The sequence below is a fragment of the Gordonia sp. OPL2 genome, assembly GCF_003797825.1.
Taxonomy (GTDB): domain Bacteria; phylum Actinomycetota; class Actinomycetes; order Mycobacteriales; family Mycobacteriaceae; genus Gordonia.
Genome location: NZ_RKME01000003.1, coordinates 83,353 through 103,452, shown reverse-complemented (window position 1 = coordinate 103,452; position 20,100 = coordinate 83,353). Strand labels below are relative to the sequence as shown.

Genomic DNA, 20,100 nt, shown 5'->3' with positions numbered 1-20,100 from the left:
AGATGCCGCAGCCTTCACAGAGACTGGTTCCCATGGCGCAACAGGATGCAGGTCAGCAGGTGGCGGGAATCGTGCTCGCGGGCGGTCGCTCTCGGCGGATGGGGCAGGACAAGGCGGCATTGGACTGGGAGGGCGAACCGATGCTCGCCCGGGTCGTGCGGGTGGTGGGCGAACGGTGCCAACCGGTGTTCGTCGTCGCACCCGAGGAGTCGGCGGCATATCGCTCGCTGTTCGGTTCCGGCGGCCCGGAGGCCCGCTGGGTCACCGACGAGGCGCCGGGAACCGGGCCCCTCGGCGGTCTCGCCGTCGGGTTGTCGCGGGCGGCCGAGGCGGGGGCGCGGTGGGCGTTCGTCTGCGCCACCGACATGCCGCTGATCACCCCGGATCTCATCGACGAGCTGCTGCGCGGTGTCACGGAGTCGACGCAGGCGGTCATCGCGACCGATGCCCACCGTGACCATCCGATGGCCGGGGTCTATCGGACCGATGCGGCCGCCGTCATCGCGGACCTGACCGCCTCCGGGGAACGGCGGATGCTCGCCGCGCTCGACGCACTGACCACCCACCGGGTGGCCGTCAGCGACATCGACTGGCTCACGAACGTCAACGCGCCGGAGGACGTGCATCGTCTGCGCGTCTGAGCGCGTGCGGGGCGTGTGTCGGCAAAGGCGTCCGGGCTGCAGTCGGGCCCGGCCCGTTCCCTAAGATTGTGGGGTGATGACACCCGACCCCACCCGCGAGCTGCCCAAGTCCTGGGATCCCGCCGAGCACGAGTCCCGGCTCTATCAGGGCTGGGTGGACGCCGGATACTTCACGGCCGACGCGTCCAGCGACAAGCCCCCGTTCTCGATCGTGATCCCGCCGCCCAACGTGAACGGCTCGCTGCACATGGGCCACGCCTATGAGCACGTCCTGATGGACGCGCTGTCGCGTCGGCGGCGCATGCAGGGTTACGAGGTGCTCTGGCTGCCCGGAATGGATCACGCGGCGATCGCCATGCAGACGATGGTCGAGCGCAAGCTGGCCGCCGAGGGACTCACCCGCGACGACCTCGGCCGCGAGGCGTTCATCGAACGCGTCTGGGTGGAGAAGGCGGAGATCGGCGACAACATCGGCACGCAGATGCGCCGGCTCGGCGACGGCGTCGACTGGTCGCGTGAGCGATTCACCATGGACGACGGCCTGTCCCGCGCGGTGCAGACCGTGTTCAAGCAGATGTACGACGACGGTCTGATCTATCGGGCCGAACGGCTGGTCAACTGGTCGCCGGTCCTCAAGACCGCGATCAGCGACATCGAGGTCAGCTACGCCGACGTCGAGGGGGAACTGGTCAGCTTCCGCTACGGCAGTCTCGACGACTCCGAGCCCCACATCGTCGTCGCGACCACCCGGCTGGAGACGATGCTCGGTGACACCGCCATCGCCGTCCACCCCGAGGACGAGCGCTACGCCCACCTGATCGGGACCGAACTCGCGCATCCGTTCGTCGACCGACTGATCCCGGTGATCGCCGACGACTACGTCGATCCTGAATTCGGCAGTGGCGCAGTCAAGATCACCCCGGCGCACGATCCGAACGACTTCGCGATCGGCCAGCGCCACGATTTGCCCATGCCGACGATCATGGACGACGAGGCGCGCATCGCCGACACCGGTACGCAGTTCGACGGGATGGACCGGTTCGAGGCCCGGGCCAAGGTCCGCGAGGCGCTGGCGGAGCAGGGGCGCATCGTCAAGGAGGTGCGTCCGTACCTGCACAGCGTCGGCCACTCCGAGCGCACCGGTGAGCCGATCGAACCCCGGCTGTCGATGCAGTGGTGGGTCAAGGTCGAATCTCTTGCCAAGGCCGCGGGCGACGCGGTTCGTCACGGCGACACCGTGATCCACCCGGCGTCGATGGAGCCGCGCTGGTTCGGTTGGGTCGACAACATGTACGACTGGTGTATCTCACGTCAGCTGTGGTGGGGCCACCGGATCCCGATCTGGTACGGGCCCGACGGCGAGATCGTCTGCGCCGGACCCGATGACGAGATCCCCGAGGGCTACCTGCAGGAGACCGACGTCCTCGACACCTGGTTCTCGTCCGGGCTGTGGCCCTTCTCCACTCTCGGCTGGCCCGACAAGACCGATGACCTGGCGACGTTCTATCCCACGTCGGTCCTCGTGACCGGCTACGACATCCTGTTCTTCTGGGTGGCCCGGATGATGATGTTCGGCACCTACGTCGCGCCCCAGTTCGGCGAGGACGGGTCCGGCGGCGACAAGAAGGTGCCGTTCCACAATCTGTTCCTGCACGGCCTGGTCCGCGACGAGCACGGGCGCAAGATGTCGAAGTCCAAGGGCAACGGCATCGACCCGTTGGACTGGGTGGAGCGGTTCGGGGCCGACGCCCTGCGCTTCACTCTCGCGCGCGGAGCCAACCCGGGCAGCGACATCTCGGTCGGCGAGGATCATGCCCAGTCGTCGCGCAACTTCGCCACGAAGCTCTTCAATGCGACCAAGTTCGCGATGATGAATGGTGCTGTGGTGCCGGGAGCGGGGGAGTTGCCGGATCGCGCCGCGCTCACCGAGGCGGATCGCTGGATTCTGGATCGCCTGGACGAGGTCCTGGCCGACGCCGACGCCGGATATGAGGCGTACGAGTTCTCCAAGGCCTGCGAGGCGTTGTATCACTTCGCCTGGGACGAGGTCTGCGACTGGTACCTGGAGCTGGCGAAGGTCCAGTACGCCGAGAACGACGAGGCCCGGTCGCAGTCGACCTCGCTGGTGCTCGGGACCGTCCTCGACGCCCTGCTGCGCCTGCTGCATCCGGTGATGCCGTTCGTCACCGAGGTGCTGTGGACCGCCCTGACGGGGAAGGAGTCGGTGGTGGTGGCCGACTGGCCGCGGCGCGGCGATGCGACCGCCGATCCGGAGGCCGCACAGCACATCGGCGACCTGCAGCGTCTCATCACCGAGGTCCGCCGATTCCGCAGCGACCAGGGGCTCAAACCCGGGCAGCGGGTCGAGGCGGAGATCGACGGACTCGACGTTGCCGGTCTGGCGCCGTCACGCGCCTACCTCGACTCGCTGGCGCGACTCGAACCGGCCGGCGAGTCGTTCGCGGCGACCGCGACCATCGACGTGCGGTTGTCGTCGGCGACGGTGACCGTCCGCATCGACACCTCGGGCACCGTCGACGTGGAGGCGGAGCGCAAACGCCTCGCCAAGGACCTCGCCGCCGCGGAGAAGGAATTGTCCGGCACCACAGCCAAACTCGGCAACGAGCAGTTCCTGTCCAAGGCGCCCGACCACGTCGTCGCGAAGATCCGCGATCGGCAGCAGGTGGCCACCGAGGAGGTCGAACGGCTCGGCGCCGCCCTCAACGCACTGAGCGGCTCGTGAGCCGGCGCGACACCGGTCACGGTAGTGCGGACGACGAGGACGTCGACGCCCTCGATCGGGATCATCTCGGCGACGATCCCGTGGACCGCGACGAGTTCGACGTCGATCCGCTCGGCGCCGCGCCGCTGCCCACCGACCTCGGGTCGCTGCTCGCCGGTCGTGGCGGTGCCCCCGATGACCTCTACGCCGACGATGTCACCGAGGAGGAGGGGTACGGCGACGCCGCTGACGACGGAGACCTCGGCGGCTCGCCCGCCGACGACACGGCATCGTCGTCGACGGCGGCTACTCGCGATGACGCCGCCAGCCTCGCCGAACTCGCCGAACTCGAGGCCGAGCTCGACACCCGATGGCCCGAGACCCGGATCGAACCGTCCCTGACGCGCATCGCGGCGCTCATGTACCTGCTCGGGTCGCCTCAGCACGGGTACCCCGCGATCCACATCGCCGGGACCAACGGCAAGACGTCGGTCTCGCGGATGGTCGACGCGTTGCTCACCGCCCTGCACCGCCGGACGGGTCGCATCACCAGCCCGCATCTGCAGCGGGTCACCGAACGGATCTCGGTGGACGGTCGGCCGATCAGTGCCCGCACCTATATCGACACCTATCGCGAGCTCGAACCCTTCATCACGATGGTGGATGACTCGTCGACCGCGTCCGGCGGACCGCGGATGAGCAAGTTCGAAGTGCTCATCGCGATGTCGTATGCGGTGTTCGCCGAGGCGCCGGTGGACGTCGCGGTGGTGGAGACGGGGATGGGCGGTCGCTGGGACGCCACCAACGTCGTCGACGCCACCGTCGCCGTGATCACCCCGATCGCGATGGACCACGCCGACTACCTCGGTGACACGCTCGGTGCGATCGCGTCGGAGAAGGCCGGGATCATCAAGAAGGCGAACGCCGACGATCTCGTCGTGACCGACCCGGTCACCATCATCGCGGTGCAGGAGCCAGAGGTGATGGACGTGCTACTGCGCCAGACTGTTGAGTCGGACACCATTGTGGCGCGCCAGGATTCGGAGTTCGCCGTGCTCGAGTCGGTGACCGCGGTCGGGGGTCAGATGCTCCGGCTCCAGGGACTCGGCGGCGTGTACGACGAGATCTACCTCCCACTGCACGGGGCCCACCAGGCGTCCAACGCCGTGCTCGCGCTCGCGGCGGTGGAGGCGTTCTTCGGTGCGGGAGCCGATCGTCAACTCGACGTCGAGGCCGTCCGGGCCGGCTTCGCCTCCGTGTCGAGTCCGGGGCGCCTCGAACGGGTGCGCAGTGCGCCGACCGTCTTCATCGACGCCGCCCACAACCCGCACGGTGGGGCCGCCCTGGCGCAGGCGCTGACCGAGGAGTTCGACTTCCGCCGACTCGTGGGCGTGATCGGCATGCTGGGGGACAAGGACGCCGAAGGGTTCCTGGAGGCCGTCGAGCCGGTGTTCGACGAGATCGTGCTGACCAACAACGGGTCGCCGCGCGCACTCGACACCGAGGCGCTGGCCGAGATCGCGCGACCCGTCTTCGGCGAGGACCGGGTGACCGTCAAGCCCTTCCTCCCCGACGCGGTGGAGACAGCGATCGGCGCCGCCGAACAGTCCGACGGCGAACCCGTCTCGGGGGCCGGCGTGGTGATCACCGGATCGGTGGTCACCGCAGGAGCCGCCCGCACCCTGTTCGGCAAGGAGCCCACATGAGCGAACCGGTTCGCTACAGCCCGCCGACCACCGATCCGTGGAAGGGCTTGCGCGGCGTCATGGCCGGCACGTTGATCCTCGAGGTCATCGTCCTGGGTCTGGCCTTCCCGATCGTCGCCAACATCGGTTCCGGCCTCACCTGGTTGTCGGGGGGATACCTGGGTCTGGTCGTGCTCGCCCACATCCTGGCCGCCGGCCTGCAGGGCCGCCCCTACGCGATGCGGCTCGACATCGGACTGCAGATCCTGGTCATCGCCGGTGGCCTCCTGCACTGGTCCGTCGCGGTCATCGGTGTCATCTTCTTGTGCGTGTGGGTGTACATCGCCTACATCAAGCACGACGTCGAGGTCCGGATCTCCAAGGGCATGCTCCCCGGGCAGGAACCGATCACCGATGACGACGCGGCCGGGACTGACTGACCTGGCGGTTTCGGCAACGGCCACCCACGGTTCGTGTCCTGCAACAGCTGATGCCGGACTGTGACCCCCGAGCCCTCGCTTTCGGCTCGGTCCGACTGTGAGAATGTCGCTGCCGGGCTCACCTGCATGATGCCTGCGCTCTGGAGTACATCCCCGTGACGTGAGGAACCGCTTGTCTGTCATCTCGTGCCTTCGCCGCCCCTGGGCCACCGCCGCTCTCGCGCTGACCGTGATCGGCTCGTCGCTGGCCGCGGGCGCCGCAACCGCCGAACCTGCGGTCGAACCGTCGCAGCTCCCCGTTGCCGGTGCCCCGGTGCCGACGAGTGACGGTGAGTACAGCTACATTGCGACCCACGCGGTGACCCAACGCGCCGCCACGATGAATGCTCCCGAGGCCATCGCGTCGCTCCCGGTGCCGCAGCAGTACCGGCCGGCGAATCTCGCCCTCGCCGCCCAGTTCGACATCGCGCTGCAGAGCGCTCTGGCCGCCCCCGGCGGCTGCGTGCAGATCGTCGTGGACCCGCGCTCCCGGTCGGGCAACCTGTTCAACTACGGCTTCTTCCCGGTCGTCGGCAAGTACTGCCCGTGAGCGCCTGCTCCGCGATCGTGACCGCGCGTGACTCGCTAAGGTGTGCTCGTGACTGAACGCACTCTCGTACTCATCAAGCCCGACGGTGTCGCCCGCTCGCTGGTCGGCGACATCCTCGCCCGGATCGAACGCAAGGGCCTGGCGCTGGTGGCGCTGGAGCTGAAGACCGTCAGCGACGAGGTCGCCCGCGGTCACTATGCCGAGCACGAGGGCAAGCCCTTCTACCCGTCGCTCCTGGAGTTCATCACCTCGGGTCCGCTCGTGGCGGCCGTGCTCGAGGGCCCGCGGGCCGTCGCTGCCTTCCGCCAGATCGCCGGTGGTACCGATCCGGTGGAGAAGGCGGTGCCGGGCACCATCCGTGGTGACTTCGCGCTGAGCACGCAGAACAACCTGGTGCACGGATCGGACTCGCCGGAGTCTGCCGAACGCGAGATCGCCTTGTGGTTCCCTGAGCTGGGCGTCTGACGCCGTAGCACCCCGTCTCACACCGTTCCCCGTACGGTCGCGCACGCCCCAAACGTGCGTACTGTGCGGGGAACGCGTCGTCGTGTGGGATACTTGCACAGTTGTCGGCGGCACACTTTGTCTCCGGCAGCCGGATGACGCCTCCGGAATCGGTCACCCCGATCACGGTGTCCTCCCCAACGCGGTTCGACCTGCCCCGGCAGCCCGGACAGTGGGCATGACGTCCACGCCGCGATGGTGTGGAAGACGCCGACCGGATGAGGTCATCGACAACGCAAGGCGCCCCTCGCGACCAGAGCTTTTCGAGTCGCCGAGAAGGCGCGAAGACCACACAACACCGGTCCGCCGTGACCGGGACACAGAGTGAAGCCCTCGCGTGGCCGCGTCAGCCCGACGCGCCCGGGGGCTCGAGGAGATTGAGTGACCGACAACGGGTCGCCGACTGACGCGAACGCAGCATCAGAACCGGCGGAAGAATTTCCCAGCAGACTTCGTGTGCACGCTCTGGCCAGGACATTGGGCCTGACCAGCCGTCAAGTGCTCGCGCATCTGGCCGAACTGGGCGTGGCGACACGCAGCCCCCAATCCAGCATCGACCGGGAGACCGCGCAGGCGGTCGCCGACCGTGTGCGCTCACACGTCGAGGTGGACGAGGCGGCCCTCGAGGCGACCGACGATGCCGCCGACCGCGCCGGGACGCAGGAGGCCGCGGCCGAGGAGCCCGCGGTGACATCGGCGCCGGAGGCCGCGTCGGCCGAGGAGCCGGCGGCGCCCGCGGAACCTGCAACCGAGGAACCCGCAACCCAAGAGCCCGCAACCGTAGAAACCACATCGGCGGAACCGGCGGCCGCGGGAGCTGTCGCCGCCCAGTCCCCGGTGTCCGATGAGTCCAGCGCCGTCGTCGACGAACCCGCCGACGAACCCGCCGCCGACACGACCGCGGACATCACCGCCGACTCCCCGGTTCCGCCGGCCGCGTCCACCGACGACGCAGAAGCCACAGAAACCACAGAAGCGACCGGTGACGCGCCCCGGGAACGTCCTGCGGACCGTGAACCGCCCACCCTGTTCTCGGCGGCCGACGATCATCAGCACTATCCGATCCCGTCCGCCGCGGAACCGGTGGCCGCGCAGCCGCTGTTCCTCTCGCCGCAATCGGTGGAGGCACCCAAGCGCCCCGCCCGGGCGAAGGCCGACACGGATCAGGGCGACGCCGGGACCACCGGCGGCTCGCGATCCGGGGGTGGCGACTCCACCCGCACGGAATCCACCCGCGCAGGGGCGGGGCAGACCGATGCCGACACCGAGTCGTCGGGCACCGAGTCGTCCGACGACGACGCGAACGGCGACGGCGATCGGAGCTCGCGTCGCCGGCGGCGGGGGCGTCGCGGGCGCGGTCGGGGCCGCGGCGACCAGGCGGAGAACGGCGACGACTCGTCGACCGGGTCCGACGACGGTGATGAGGCAGACTCGGACGACGACAAGTCGACCCGCCCGTCCGGGAAGAAGACCAAGAAGTCCAAGGGCAAGGACCGCGACAAGGACGACGATCGCGACTCGACCGAGGACGCGGACGCCGCGGAGGACTCCGGCGACGGGGACTCCTCGGACGACGCGGACGACCAGTCCGGCGACGACGGCGATCAGTCGTCGTCGAAGCGCCGTCGCCGTCGCCGTCGCCGCAAGGGTGGCTCGGACGCCGACGACAGCTCGCCCGACGACCCGCCGAACACGGTGGTGCACGAACGCGAACCGCGCAGCAAGCGGGCGCGCGACGAGGTCCAGGGGATCTCGGGATCGACGCGGCTCGAGGCGAAACGTCAGCGCCGCCGCGACGGCCGTGACGCCGGCCGTCGCCGGCCACCCATCCTGAGCGAGTCGGAGTTCCTCGCACGTCGCGAGGCCGTCGACCGGGTGATGGTGGTGCGCGAACGCAGCGCCAACAGCGCCATCACGGTGGACTCGAACTCTTCGAACGGCCATGAGCACGCAGTGCCTGTGGAGGACTACACGCAGGTGGCGGTACTCGAGGACGGTGTCCTTGTCGAGCATTTCGTCACCACCGAGACGTCGTCGTCGATGGTCGGCAACATCTACCTCGGCCGGGTGCAGAACGTGCTTCCCGGTATGGAGGCGGCATTCGTCGACATCGGGCGTGGACGCAACGGTGTGCTCTACGCCGGCGAGGTCAACTGGGATGCAGCCGGACTCGACGGCGGCTCACGCAAGATCGAGCAGGCCCTCAAACCCGGCGACAACGTGCTGGTCCAGGTCAGCAAGGATCCCGTCGGCCACAAGGGTGCACGTCTGACCACCCAGATCTCGCTCGCCGGCCGGTATCTGGTGTACGTACCCGGCGGGTCGTCGACCGGAATCAGTCGCAAGCTCCCCGACGTGGAACGCAAGCGACTCAAGAGCATCCTCGGCAAACTCGTCCCCGACGACGCGGGTGTCATCATCCGGACCGCCTCCGAGGGCGTCAGCGCCGACGATCTCGGTGCCGACATCGCACGCCTCGAAGGACAGTGGAAGGAAATCGACGCCGCTGTCGCCAAGGCGAAGAAGGGCTCGGGTTCGACCGGTCCCGCGGCTCTCTACGAGGAGCCCGACCTGCTGGTGCGCGTGGTGCGCGACCTGTTCAACGAGGACTTCAAGAAGCTCGTCGTCGAAGGCCAGAAGGCGTGGGATCTCGTCGAGCGTTACGTCGGGGCGGTGGCGCCGGACCTGATGGAGAGGGTCGAGCGGTTCGAGAAGGCGAACGCCGACGCACCGGACTCGTTCGTGGTCCACCGCATCGACGAACAACTGGCCAAGGCACTCGACCGCAAGGTCTGGCTGCCGTCGGGGGGCACGCTCATCATCGAGCACACCGAGGCCATGACCGTCGTGGACGTCAACACCGGCAAGTTCACCGGGTCGGGCGGCAACCTCGAGGAGACGGTCACCCGCAACAACCTCGAGGCCGCCGAGGAGATCGTCCGGCAGATGCGTCTGCGCGACATCGGCGGCATGATCATCGTCGACTTCATCGACATGGTTCTCGAGTCCAACCGCGATCTGGTGCTGCGGCGACTCACCGAGGCACTGGCCCGGGACCGGACCCGCCACCAGGTGTCCGAGGTGACCTCGCTCGGACTGGTGCAGATGACGCGCAAACGTCTGGGAACCGGTCTGCTGGAGGCGTTCTCGACCACCTGCACACATTGCGGCGGACGCGGCATCATCGTGCATGCGAACCCGGTGGAGGTGCGCGGCGACGATTCCGGTCAGAACGATGGCGGCTCGAAGCGGTCGCGACGCAATCGCAAGAAGAACGACACACCCACCGAACCGCAGAAGCCGACCCACAAACCGGCCGAGCACCCGATGTTCCGGGCCATGGCCGCCCATGCCCACGACGACGATCTGAACCATGGTGACGACCAGGGCAACGGGAACGACCAGGGCCGCGCGAATGACCAGGGCAACGGTGCGCGTCACGCCGACGACGCCCCAGCCGGCGTCGAGGTAGCAGCTGCACCGGATGGCTCTGCCACGGACGGAACGGCTCAGGGTGCGAACCCGTCGGACGAGGGCACCACGCAGGTCGACGACACGTCGAGCGACGACTCCGCATCCGACTCCGCGACACGGGGCGCAACTCGCCGGGAGCCGAGACGTCGGGCGTCGCGTCAGGCCAGGGCGGCCCGCGCCGAGCAGGAGTCCACGACGGCACCGGACGAGCCCTCGGTGGCACCGGCGCCCGAGACGTCGACCGCCGACGGTGGTGCGAAGGCCGCCGACGTCGAGTCGGAACAACCGACCCCTACCGAGCGGGATTCGTCGTCGGTGGAGGCCGACACGACACCGATCGGCACCGCACCGGCCGATGTCGCTGCGTCGGCAGACACCGGATCGGCCCCGGCGCCGCGTCGTCGTCGACGTGTCGTCCGCCAGGCAGCGGCGCCGCCGGTGACCGCGGAGCCGGTTGTGATGACGACCACCGCCGATCCGGCGCCAACCGAACCGGTCACCACGTCGGGCCCGGTGGCCGGTGACGGGGCATCGGAGACGACGATCGCGGTACGGCGCCGGCCCCGTCGCCGGACCGCCGGCCGACCGGCGGGACCGCCTCCGGCCGAACAGTGAGTCGGCCGGCGTCGGCAGGCAGGCCAACGGGCAGGTGGGGCCGGGTACGGGTGAGTTTGACCCGACCGTCGACGGTCCCGTAATCTTGGTTGGTCGCCTTCCGCGGAGGGTCAGCGCTGTGCCCGGAATGCCCCGACGAGGTCGGGGACCCGAACCAACGCGCGAAACCCGTCGGCAGGCATCTGGTGTGATCCGTAGTGAGTCCCCGGCGAACGTGTCGAGGAACGAGTGCGGCCCGTACCAGGCACGCACCACCCACACACCCACGGTGCGCCAACCGGCATCGTGGGTCCGACAGACGAGTTAAAGAGGACAGCTTCGATGGCAACGTACGCGATCGTCAAGACCGGCGGTAAGCAGTACAAGGTCGCTGAGGGCGACATTGTGAAGGTCGAGAAGATCGACAGCGAGCCGGGCAGCAGCGTGAGCCTGCCGGTGGCGCTGGTCGTCGACGGCTCGGACCTCACCACGGATGCGGACAAGCTGGCGAAGATCTCGGTGACCGGTGAGGTCGTCGAGCACGTCAAGGGCCCGAAGATCCGTATCCACAAGTTCAAGAACAAGACCGGCTACCACAAGCGCCAGGGCCACCGTCAGAAGCTGACGGTCCTCAAGGTCACCGGTATCAAGTAACTCGATTCCCGCACGTACCTGAGGAGGACTGCAGAGATGGCACACAAGAAGGGCGCGTCCAGCTCGCGCAACGGTCGCGATTCCAACGCACAGCGCCTCGGCGTGAAGCGGTTCGGTGGCCAGCAGGTCAGCGCCGGCGAGATCCTGGTCCGTCAGCGCGGCACCAAGTTCCACCCGGGCGTCAACGTCGGTCGCGGCGGCGACGACACGCTGTTCGCCCTGGCCGCCGGAGCGGTGGAGTTCGGCAGCAAGCGTGGCCGCAAGACGGTCAACATCGTCCCGGAGACCGCAGCGGTCTGACCGGACGCACGTTCACAGCTCTACTCAGGGCGGGCAAGGGTCATGACGTACCCGGCCCGCCCTGATTGTTTGTCGTAGGAGAGGAAGTACCGATGTCCCGGTTCGTCGACCGCGTGACCATTCACGTCGCGGCGGGCAACGGCGGGCACGGCTGCTCGTCGGTCCATCGAGAGAAGTTCAAGCCACTCGGCGGACCCGACGGCGGCAACGGCGGCAACGGCGGGTCGGTCCGACTGGTGGTCGATCCCCAGGTGCACACCCTTCTCGACTTCCACTTCCGCCCGCATGCCAAGGCGTCGAACGGAAAGCCCGGCGCGGGTGACAACCGCGACGGCGCGAACGGCGAGGATCTGGTCCTGCAGGTGCCCGACGGCACCGTCGTCCTCGACGAGAACGGACGCATCCTGGCCGACCTCGTCGGCGACGGCACGACCTTCGAGGCGGCGCAAGGAGGACGTGGGGGACTGGGCAACGCCTCCCTCGCGTCCAAGGCGCGCAAGGCGCCAGGGTTCGCACTGCTCGGTGAGGAGGGTCAGCATCGGGACCTCGTCCTGGAGCTGAAGTCCGTCGCCGACGTCGGTCTCGTGGGATTCCCGTCGGCGGGCAAGTCGTCGCTGGTGTCGGTGTTGTCCGCGGCCAAGCCGAAGATCGCCGACTATCCGTTCACCACGCTTGCGCCGAACCTCGGCGTCGTCCAGACCGCCGGCGACGTGTTCACGATCGCCGACGTGCCCGGACTGATCCCCGGTGCATCGACCGGCCGGGGTCTGGGACTGGAGTTCCTGCGGCATCTGGAGCGCTGCGCCGTGCTGGCCCACGTGGTCGACTGCGCGACCCTGGAGCCCGGTCGCGACCCCATCTCCGACATCGACGCACTCGAGGCCGAACTGGCTGCCTACCGGCCGGCCCTCGACGCCGACCACGGACTCGGCGATCTCGCGTCGCGACCGCGGGTGATCATCCTCAACAAGATCGACGTGCCGGACGCCGCAGAGCTGGCCGACCTCGTCGAACCGGAACTCGCGCAGCGTGGTTGGCCGATCTTCCGGATCTCGGCGGTCTCCCACGAGGGTCTGCGTGAGCTCCGGTTCGCTCTCGCCCGGTTGGTGGCCGAGTACCGCGAGAACCACCCGAAGCCCCAACCGCGTCGCCAGATCATCCGTCCCAAGGCGATCGACGAGGCGGAGTTCACCGTCGTGCCCGACCCCGACGTGGCCGGCGGCTTCATCGTCCGCGGCACCCGTCCGGAGCGCTGGATCGCCCAGACGCAGTTCGACAACGACGAGGCCGTCGGCTATCTGGCCGACCGGCTCAACCGTCTCGGAGTGGAGGACGAACTCGTCCGGCTCGGCGCCGAGCCCGGCGCGCCGGTGACGATCGGCGCGGTCAGTTTCGACTGGGAGCCGATGACCCCGATGGGCGACGACGTCCCGATCACGGGACGCGGCACCGACATCCGGCTCGATCGCAGTGAGCGCGTCGGGGCGGCCGAGCGCAAGCAGGCCCGCCGGCTGCGCCGCGGCGTGCCGGACACCGACGAGGACGGCGAGCAGGACCTCCGGTGAGCGACGTCCGGGAACGGATCGCCCGCGCGCGCAGCGTGGTCGTCAAGATCGGATCGTCGGCCCTGACCGACCTGCACGAAGGCCTCGACCGGAACCGGCTCGACCGGCTCGCCGATGCTCTCGAGGCGCGGATGCGGGCGGGATCCGATGTCATCGTGGTGTCGTCGGGCGCCATCGGGGCGGGCATCGCCCCGTTGGGCTTGCGGCGCCGACCCACCGACCTGGCGACCAAACAGGCCGCCGCGAGCGTCGGCCAACTCGCGCTGGCACATGCGTGGGGGACGTCGTTCCATCGATACGGACGGACCGTCGGTCAGGTCCTGCTCACCGCCGACGACATCTCGAACCGCTCGCATCATGCGAATGCCCAACGGACACTTGATCGTCTGCGATCCCTCGGGGCGGTGGCCGTGGTGAACGAGAACGACACCGTCGCGACCACCGAGATCCGATTCGGCGACAACGACCGCCTGGCCGCGCTGGTGGCCCATCTGGCCGGCGCCGATGCCTTGGTGCTGCTGTCCGATGTCGACGGCCTCTATGACGGTGATCCGCGCAAGGTCGGCGCGGACGGACAGCGGGCGCGTCTCATCTCCGAGGTCCACGGGCCCGAGGATCTCGACGGCGTGATCGCCGGCTCCGGCGGTGCGCTCGGCACCGGCGGGATGGCGTCCAAGCTGGCCGCTGCACGACTCTCGGCCGACGCCGGGGTCCCGGTGCTGCTGGCGGCTGCCGATCAGGCCGCACAGGCGCTCGCCGATGCGTCGGTGGGTACGGTGTTCGCCGCACGAGATGAGCGACTGTCCGCCCGGCGGTTCTGGGTCCGTCACGCGGCCGACGCGCGGGGACAACTGGTCCTCGACGACGGCGCGGTGACCGCGGTGGCCCGCAGGCGCCGCTCGCTGCTCGCAGCGGGGATCGTCGGCGTGAACGGCCGCTTCTACAGCGGCGACGTCGTGGAGCTGGTGGACGGCGCCGGAGCCGTCCGTGCCCGCGGGGTCGTCGCCTACGACTCCGACGACATCGCCTCGGCGGTGGGGCGCTCGACGGCCGACCTGCCCGCGGAGTTGCGGCGTCCGGTGATCCACGCCGACGACCTCGTCGCCGTGTGATCTGGGCGCCAGCGTTAACTGAGGGTACCCTTACCTTATGGCGATGAATCTGCTCCATCGGGTCTGTTGCAGCTCGCGGCCCTGGGCCGCCTACACATCGCGCTCACTGGTCCCCTGGACGCTGGACGACGTCACGCTCGGCGTCCGGACGATCGAGATAGGGCCCGGCTACGGCGCGAACATGGCGTCTCTGCTCGAGCGCACCGGCCACCTCACCGCCATCGAGATCGACAGCTCCAGCGCCGCACGCCTGACGGACCGATTCGGAGACCGGGCACGCATCATCGCCGCGGACGGGACCGACGCGGGTCTGCCGGACGGTTCGTACTCCTCCGTCGTATGTTTCACGATGCTGCACCACGTGCCGACGGTCGCGCTGCAGGACAGATTGTTCGCCGAGGCCGCGCGCATGCTCGAACCCGGCGGGGTATTCGCCGGGAGTGACGGACGACATTCGCGCGCATTCCGCGCCATGCACATCGGCGACACGTACAACCCGGTGTTCCCCGAGGATCTCGCGGACCGGTTGCGCACCGCGGGTTTCCAGGACGTCGAGGTCGCCACCGGTCCCGTCCACCAACGCTGGCGTGCCGTTACGCGCGGACGGTAGTCACGTCGGCGCCGGCCAGTGCCGGGAGCACCACCGACGCCAGGTGATCGATCTTGAGATCGGCGATGTCGTCGGCGCGGGTGGCGCCGCGATTGACGACGACGAGCGTCGTCCCGGTGCGATGTGCGTGGCGAGCGAACCGCAAGCCGCTCATCACGGTCAGCGACGACCCGACGACCAGTAGCGCATCAGCCTCGTCGACTATCGAAAAAGCCTGCTGCACAGTGTCTTTGGGGACGCTCTCGCCGAAGTAGACGATGTCGGGTTTGATGATCCCCGCGCAGTGCGGGCAGTCGATCATGGTGAAGTCGCTCGTGTCCTGCACCGTCGCGTCGGCGTCGGGGGCCACCTCGATGGCACCTCGTCCGCGCACACGGGCGGCGAAGTCCACGTTCAACGCCTCGAGCTCGTGAGCGAGGCGGTGGCGGGAGATCCGCCAGTCGCAGTGCAGACACCGGACGCGACCGTAACAGCCGTGGAGCTCGAGGACGCGTCGGGTGCCGGCCTTGGTGTGCAGCATGTCGACGTTCTGGGTGATCACCCCGCTGAGCCGTCCCTGCCGTTGGAGCTCGGTGAGGGCGCGGTGTGCGACGTTCGGCTGCGCTGCGTCCATGTGTCGCCACCCGAGATGATTGCGGGCCCAGTAGTGGCGTCGGAACTCGGGGGAGGACAGGAACATCTCGAGGGTCATCGGGGTGCGCGCGGGTGCACCGGGCGAGCGGTAGTCGGGGATGCCGGATTCAGTGGAGATCCCGGCGCCGGTCAGCGCGACGACACGCTTGCCCTCCAGCAGACCGCGGGCTCGCTCGATCCGGTCGGCGACGTCGTCGTCGACCGGGGTCGGTTCGGCCGGGGTCCAGCCGATCTGCAGTCGGGTACGCACCTCGTCCAGGGTACCGACGCTCACGTCGGGCGCAGACATGGAACGGCCCGGCAGAACCAGGTTCTGCCGGGCCGTTTCCCATCCGACCTTTCGCAGGTCAGTCTGCGGTGACCGCCTCAGGCGTGTGCCGGCCGGTCAGTTCGGGAACCGTGACCAGCGGGTAGACGCCGTTCTCGTCGTGGACCTCGGTGCCGACGACGGGCGGGTTGAAGACGCACAGCATGCGCATCTGCGTGTCTGCGGTGACGGTGTGCCGCTCGTGGCCGTTCAGCAGGTACATCGTCCCGGGTGCCAGGGGATAGGTCTCACCGGTCTCCCGGTCGAGCAACGTGCCCTCGCCCTCGACGAGCCAGACGGCCTCGACGTGGTTGGCATAGTGGAACTCGTTGACCGAGCCCGCGTTGATGGTCGTCTCGTGGAACGAGAACCCCACGCGGTCCCCTCCGAGGACGATGCGCTTGGAGACCCAGTTGCCCTTCGGGTCGGCGACATCGCGGTCGGTTCCGGTGATCTCGGCTGTGGTGCGGACGATCATCCGATCACCTCCTTGACGGAATCGCTCAGGATCGCGAGGCCGCGATCCAGATCTTCGTTGGCAATGGTCAGCGGCGGCAGCAGCTTGACCACCTCGTCGGACGGACCCGACGTCTCGGCGAGCAGACCCTCACCGAACGCGCGGGCGCAGACCTTGCCGGCGGCGGTCGCCTCGTCGAAGACGAGGCCCTGGACCATGCCGCGGCCTCGCGTCGAAATACCCGTGTAGGTCTCGCACAGCTCGCTGAAGACCGTGTGGATGCGCTCGCCCTTGGCGTGCACGTCCTTGGTCAGCGAGTCATCGCTCCAGAAGTGGTCGATGGTCGTTGCGCCGGTGACGAACGCCGGGTTGTTGCCGCGGAAGGTGCCGTTGTGCTCACCCGGGGTCCAGACGTCGAGGTCCGAACGGAACAGGGTCAGCGCGAGCGGCAGGCCGTATCCGCTGATCGACTTGGACAGCGTCACGATGTCGGGCTTGATGCCGGCCTCCTCGAAGGAGAAGAACTCACCGGTGCGGCCGCACCCCATCTGCACATCGTCGACGATCAGCAGGATGTCGCGTCGCTGGCACAGTTCCGACAGTGCGCGAAGCCATTCCGCGCGGGCGACGTTGACGCCGCCCTCGCCCTGCACGGTCTCGACGATCACGGCCGCGGGACGATTCAGTCCGCTGCCCGAGTCATCGAGGACGCGCTCGAACCACGCGAAGTCCTCCACGACGCCGCCGAAATAGTTGTCGAACGGCATCGGGGTCGCGTGCACCAGCGGGATACCGGCGCCGGCGCGCTTCATCGAGTTACCGGTCACCGACAGCGATCCGAGGGTCATGCCGTGGAACGCATTGGTGAAGCTGATGATTGACTCGCGACCGGTCACCTTGCGCGCCAACTTCAGCGCCGCCTCGACCGCGTTCGTTCCGGTCGGGCCGGGGAACTGGATCTTGTAGTCCAGACCGCGCGGCTCGAGGATCTTCTGCGTGAACGCCTCGATGAACTTGCCCTTGGCGACGGTGGCCATGTCCAGGCCGTGGGTGATGCCGTCGTTCGAGATGTAGTCCAGCAGAGCGGACTTCATGATCGGATTGTTGTGGCCGTAATTCAGCGATCCGGCGCCGGCGAAGAAGTCGAGGTACTCGCGGCCCGATGTGTCGGTGATGTACGACCCGCTCGCACGGGTGAACACGGTGGGCCAGCTGCGGCAGTAGCTGCGGACCTCGGACTCGTGTTGGGTGAAGATGGAATCGTCGACTGACTGATCAAGAAGTTGCATCGTTACGCCCCCTTTTCTGTTGTGACGATCAATGGGAATCGACGGCGAAGTCGGCCCACGATGACGTGGATGGCCTGGAAACGGATGGGAGTGCCGTCGAAAGTCTGTGAATGGTGCGCGGTGTGCGCCGCGCGGTCTACGGTTCGATCAGATCCGGCTCGAGGATGTAGAGGTCCTCGGGCTCGTGGGAATCGGGGAATTGCCCCTCGCCGAACAGATCTCGGCGTTCGAAGCGCAGTCCACGACGCTGCGCCACGGACTCGAACAGACGCTGCGAGGCAGTGTTGTCCGGACTGATGGTGGTGTGCATTGCCACCACACCGGAACGCTGACCGCGATCGAAGAGGCGATGCAGCATGGTCCCGGCGATGCCGTGGCCGCGGTAATCGTCGTCGACGGCGACCTGCCAGACCATCAAGGTCGACGGATCGGTCTGACGACGGTAGCCGGTGACGAATCCGACCGGACGACCATCGACTTCGGCGACGATCGAGGTGGTGGCGAAATCATGGCACCACAGGACATAGGAGTAACTCGAGTTGACATCGAGAACCTTTGAGTCCGAGGCGATTTCCCACAATCTCGCGCCATCGTCTGCGGTGGGCTGCCGGTAATCGACAGCGAGGACAGTTGTTGGGGCCGTTCTTGTTTGGGACGGGCTCATGACGTTTACGACGTTAACAACGCGTATCGCCGAAGTCATGTAGCTGCCGAAACTGGTGGTCGAAACCCCCGCTTATCCCCAGTTCAGCTAGTGTTTGTGAAGTGGCTCACAAAGTGTTGCGCGTTCCCGACTCAACTGGGAAAAGGGCCCCGTGCGCCGCGCCGGGATCGTGACGCAGAATGGGTGCTGATGACCAGGATCATTGCGGGCCGTCTGCGGGGACGCAGACTGACGGTGCCCGACGAGGGAACCCGTCCGACATCCGATCGTGTCCGGGAAGCGGTCTTCAACATGGTCGAGGCGCGGGCCGACCTGACCGACGCACGCGTCCTCGACCTCTATGCAGGGTCGGGAGCGCTCGGGCTCGAGGCCCTGTCCCGCGGTGCCGGCAGCGCGGTTCTCGTGGACTCCGCCCGACGGGCCGTGAGTGCGATCGGGGCCAACATCCGTACGTGCGACGTCGCCGACCGTGCGTCGGTCGTGGGGCGATCGGTCGCCACGTATCTCGCCGGGGCGCCGTCGTCGGCGTTCGACGTGGTCTTCCTCGATCCGCCGTACGACATCGACGACGCGGCCGTGACGTCGGTGCTGGCGAGGTTGACCGACGACACCTGGTTGGCGCCCGAGGGCATCGTGATCGTCGAGCGCGGGACACGATCACCGGACACGGTGTGGCCCGACGGTCTGGCGGTGCTGGTCGAGAAGAGATACGGAGACACCAGAGTGGAGGTGGCCGCACGTGCCTGATCGACACGGCCCGGATCGGGTCGACACCGGAATACCGTCGCTGACGATCGGCGATCTGACCGTCGCGCTCCCGATCGTCTGCGCTCCGATGGCCGGCGGGCCCACGACACCCGCGCTGGTCGCCGAGGTCGGAGCGGCGGGCGGGCTCGGGATGGTCGCGGCCGGGTATCTCTCCGCCGCGGCCCTTTCCGAACTACTCGACGACGTCGAGGGCCGGACCGACCGACCCTACGGTGTCAACCTCTTCCTGTCGGGGCCGGATCCGCTCGCCGACGATCCGTCCGGACTACGCGCCCGAGCCCTGGCCGACTACCGGTCCGAACTCGCCGCCGAGGATCGCCACGGCGCGGAGCCGGGCGACCCGCGGTACTCCGACGAAGAGGTCGCCGACAAGATCACCGTCCTGGCCGCACACCGGCCGGCGCTGGTCAGTGTCACGTTCGGCGATCCGGGCCCTGCTGTCGTGGGCCGTGTCCACGAGGAGGTCGGTGCGCCGGTCGCGGTCACCGTCACCTCCCTCGCCGAGGCCGGAGTGGCGATCGACTCCGGCGCCGACGCGCTGATCGTGCAGGGGATCGAGGCGGGTGGTCACCGCGGCGTGTGGATCGACGACCCGGCCCTGTCCGCGGGTGGTCCGCGGGTGCCGACGGCCGACCTCGTGCGGACGATCAGTGCCGCCGTCGACGTCCCCGTCATCGCCGCGGGCGGCGTCACCGACGGCGCGGCGATCCGCTCGATGATGTCGCTCGGCGCGGCCGCCGCGCAGTTGGGCACCGCGTTCCTCTGCTGTGACGAGGCCGGGACCTCGACACCCCACCGACGCGCTCTGCTGGGTCGGATCTACACCGACACCGTGATCACGCGCGCGTTCTCTGGCCGTTCGGCACGGTCGCTGCGCAACGACTTCGCCATGCGTCACCTCGACGCACCGGCCCTGTATCCACACATCCATCACCTGACCAAGCCACTGCGTGCGGCCGCCACCGCCGCCGACGACCCCGACGGCATCAATCTCTGGGCGGGCACCGGCTGGCGTGCCGTGACCGACGGGCCCGCCGCGGACCTGATGGCCCGGCTGACCGCGGAGTTGATCGACGGGCCGTGACGTCGGCG

At 68.4% G+C, this 20,100-nt stretch carries 18 protein-coding genes; 14 read left to right on the top strand and 4 right to left on the bottom strand.

The window, feature by feature from the left end:
- Positions 1 to 32 precede the first annotated feature (32 nt).
- The 12 genes from EEB19_RS04980 to EEB19_RS04925 all read left to right on the top strand — a co-directional run bounded on the left by EEB19_RS04980 (position 33) and on the right by EEB19_RS04925 (position 14,890).
- On the top strand, positions 33 to 641 hold the full coding sequence (locus tag EEB19_RS04980; protein ID WP_187583769.1) for a molybdenum cofactor guanylyltransferase: 609 nt from the start codon (positions 33 to 35) through the stop codon (positions 639 to 641).
- 76 nt (positions 642 to 717) lie between these two features.
- Positions 718 to 3,384 (top strand): valine--tRNA ligase, encoded by a 2,667-nt coding sequence (locus EEB19_RS04975; RefSeq protein WP_187584023.1) that lies wholly within the window; start codon positions 718 to 720, stop codon positions 3,382 to 3,384.
- A complete protein-coding gene (locus EEB19_RS04970) occupies positions 3,381 to 5,069 on the top strand; it encodes a folylpolyglutamate synthase/dihydrofolate synthase family protein (RefSeq protein ID WP_262365438.1) in 1,689 nt (562 codons plus the stop codon). Before EEB19_RS04975 ends, EEB19_RS04970 begins: the two co-directional genes overlap by 4 nt.
- Entirely contained in the window at positions 5,066 to 5,488 is a 423-nt protein-coding gene (locus tag EEB19_RS04965; RefSeq protein WP_187583768.1) for a DUF4233 domain-containing protein, read from the top strand. The genes EEB19_RS04970 and EEB19_RS04965 overlap by 4 nt, the downstream gene beginning before the upstream one ends.
- Before the next feature lie 172 nt (positions 5,489 to 5,660).
- Positions 5,661 to 6,077, top strand: a complete 417-nt coding sequence (locus EEB19_RS04960; RefSeq protein WP_262365437.1) for a hypothetical protein — start codon at positions 5,661 to 5,663, stop codon at positions 6,075 to 6,077.
- A gap of 48 nt (positions 6,078 to 6,125) precedes the next feature.
- On the top strand, positions 6,126 to 6,542 hold the full coding sequence (gene ndk, locus EEB19_RS04955; protein WP_187583766.1) for a nucleoside-diphosphate kinase: 417 nt from the start codon (positions 6,126 to 6,128) through the stop codon (positions 6,540 to 6,542).
- A gap of 420 nt (positions 6,543 to 6,962) precedes the next feature.
- Positions 6,963 to 10,670 (top strand): translation initiation factor IF-2 N-terminal domain-containing protein, encoded by a 3,708-nt coding sequence (locus tag EEB19_RS04950; RefSeq protein ID WP_187583764.1) that lies wholly within the window; start codon positions 6,963 to 6,965, stop codon positions 10,668 to 10,670.
- 321 nt (positions 10,671 to 10,991) lie between these two features.
- Positions 10,992 to 11,303 carry a 50S ribosomal protein L21 gene (gene rplU, locus EEB19_RS04945; RefSeq protein WP_187583762.1) on the top strand — a complete coding sequence of 104 codons (312 nt, stop codon included), beginning with the start codon at positions 10,992 to 10,994 and terminating at the stop codon, positions 11,301 to 11,303.
- Between the two features lie 36 nt (positions 11,304 to 11,339).
- Positions 11,340 to 11,603 carry a 50S ribosomal protein L27 gene (rpmA, locus tag EEB19_RS04940; protein WP_187583760.1) on the top strand — a complete coding sequence of 88 codons (264 nt, stop codon included), beginning with the start codon at positions 11,340 to 11,342 and terminating at the stop codon, positions 11,601 to 11,603.
- A 92-nt stretch (positions 11,604 to 11,695) separates the two neighbouring features.
- A complete protein-coding gene (gene obgE, locus EEB19_RS04935; RefSeq protein WP_187583758.1) occupies positions 11,696 to 13,168 on the top strand; it encodes a GTPase ObgE in 1,473 nt (490 codons plus the stop codon).
- Positions 13,165 to 14,280, top strand: coding sequence for a glutamate 5-kinase (gene proB / locus EEB19_RS04930; protein ID WP_187583756.1), 1,116 nt, complete (start codon positions 13,165 to 13,167; stop codon positions 14,278 to 14,280). The genes obgE and proB overlap by 4 nt, the downstream gene beginning before the upstream one ends.
- A gap of 37 nt (positions 14,281 to 14,317) precedes the next feature.
- Complete coding sequence (locus tag EEB19_RS04925) at positions 14,318 to 14,890, top strand: class I SAM-dependent methyltransferase (protein ID WP_187583754.1); 573 nt, start codon at positions 14,318 to 14,320, stop codon at positions 14,888 to 14,890.
- On the opposite strand, the gene EEB19_RS04920 is transcribed toward EEB19_RS04925, so the two are convergent.
- From EEB19_RS04920 to ectA, 4 genes are all read right to left on the bottom strand, one after another.
- Positions 14,874 to 15,773 carry a Sir2 family NAD-dependent protein deacetylase gene (locus tag EEB19_RS04920; protein WP_187583752.1) on the bottom strand — a complete coding sequence of 300 codons (900 nt, stop codon included), beginning with the start codon at positions 15,771 to 15,773 and terminating at the stop codon, positions 14,874 to 14,876. The two genes, EEB19_RS04925 and EEB19_RS04920, sit on opposite strands and share 17 nt — an antisense overlap.
- 97 nt (positions 15,774 to 15,870) lie before the next feature.
- Entirely contained in the window at positions 15,871 to 16,308 is a 438-nt protein-coding gene (locus tag EEB19_RS04915) for an ectoine synthase (RefSeq protein ID WP_187583750.1), read from the bottom strand.
- On the bottom strand, positions 16,305 to 17,576 hold the full coding sequence (ectB, locus tag EEB19_RS04910; protein WP_187583748.1) for a diaminobutyrate--2-oxoglutarate transaminase: 1,272 nt from the start codon (positions 17,574 to 17,576) through the stop codon (positions 16,305 to 16,307). The genes EEB19_RS04915 and ectB overlap by 4 nt, the downstream gene beginning before the upstream one ends.
- A gap of 136 nt (positions 17,577 to 17,712) precedes the next feature.
- A complete protein-coding gene (ectA, locus tag EEB19_RS04905; RefSeq protein ID WP_187583746.1) occupies positions 17,713 to 18,240 on the bottom strand; it encodes a diaminobutyrate acetyltransferase in 528 nt (175 codons plus the stop codon).
- 189 nt (positions 18,241 to 18,429) lie between these two features.
- Here ectA and rsmD point away from each other — a divergent pair, with 189 nt between their 5' ends.
- A complete protein-coding gene (rsmD, locus tag EEB19_RS04900; protein WP_187583744.1) occupies positions 18,430 to 18,987 on the top strand; it encodes a 16S rRNA (guanine(966)-N(2))-methyltransferase RsmD in 558 nt (185 codons plus the stop codon).
- The gene (locus EEB19_RS04895) at positions 18,980 to 20,092 is read left to right on the top strand and encodes a nitronate monooxygenase family protein (RefSeq protein WP_262365436.1); all 1,113 of its coding nucleotides are present in this window, start codon (positions 18,980 to 18,982) and stop codon (positions 20,090 to 20,092) included. The genes rsmD and EEB19_RS04895 overlap by 8 nt, the downstream gene beginning before the upstream one ends.
- The last annotated feature ends 8 nt before the right edge of the window (positions 20,093 to 20,100 follow it).

Excerpts from the sequence above, each read along its gene's own strand:
- EEB19_RS04980 (WP_187583769.1), top strand. The coding sequence starts at position 33 with ATGGCGCAACAGGATGCAGGTCAGCAGGTGGCGGGAATCGTGCTCGCG.
- EEB19_RS04975 (WP_187584023.1), top strand. The coding sequence starts at position 718 with ATGACACCCGACCCCACCCGCGAGCTGCCCAAGTCCTGGGATCCCGCC.
- EEB19_RS04965 (WP_187583768.1), top strand. The coding sequence starts at position 5,066 with ATGAGCGAACCGGTTCGCTACAGCCCGCCGACCACCGATCCGTGGAAG.
- rplU (WP_187583762.1), top strand. The coding sequence starts at position 10,992 with ATGGCAACGTACGCGATCGTCAAGACCGGCGGTAAGCAGTACAAGGTC.
- rpmA (WP_187583760.1), top strand. The coding sequence starts at position 11,340 with ATGGCACACAAGAAGGGCGCGTCCAGCTCGCGCAACGGTCGCGATTCC.
- obgE (WP_187583758.1), top strand. The coding sequence starts at position 11,696 with ATGTCCCGGTTCGTCGACCGCGTGACCATTCACGTCGCGGCGGGCAAC.
- EEB19_RS04925 (WP_187583754.1), top strand. The coding sequence starts at position 14,318 with ATGGCGATGAATCTGCTCCATCGGGTCTGTTGCAGCTCGCGGCCCTGG.
- EEB19_RS04915 (WP_187583750.1), bottom strand. The coding sequence starts at position 16,308 with ATGATCGTCCGCACCACAGCCGAGATCACCGGAACCGACCGCGATGTC.
- ectB (WP_187583748.1), bottom strand. The coding sequence starts at position 17,576 with ATGCAACTTCTTGATCAGTCAGTCGACGATTCCATCTTCACCCAACAC.
- ectA (WP_187583746.1), bottom strand. The coding sequence starts at position 18,240 with ATGAGCCCGTCCCAAACAAGAACGGCCCCAACAACTGTCCTCGCTGTC.
- rsmD (WP_187583744.1), top strand. The coding sequence starts at position 18,430 with ATGACCAGGATCATTGCGGGCCGTCTGCGGGGACGCAGACTGACGGTG.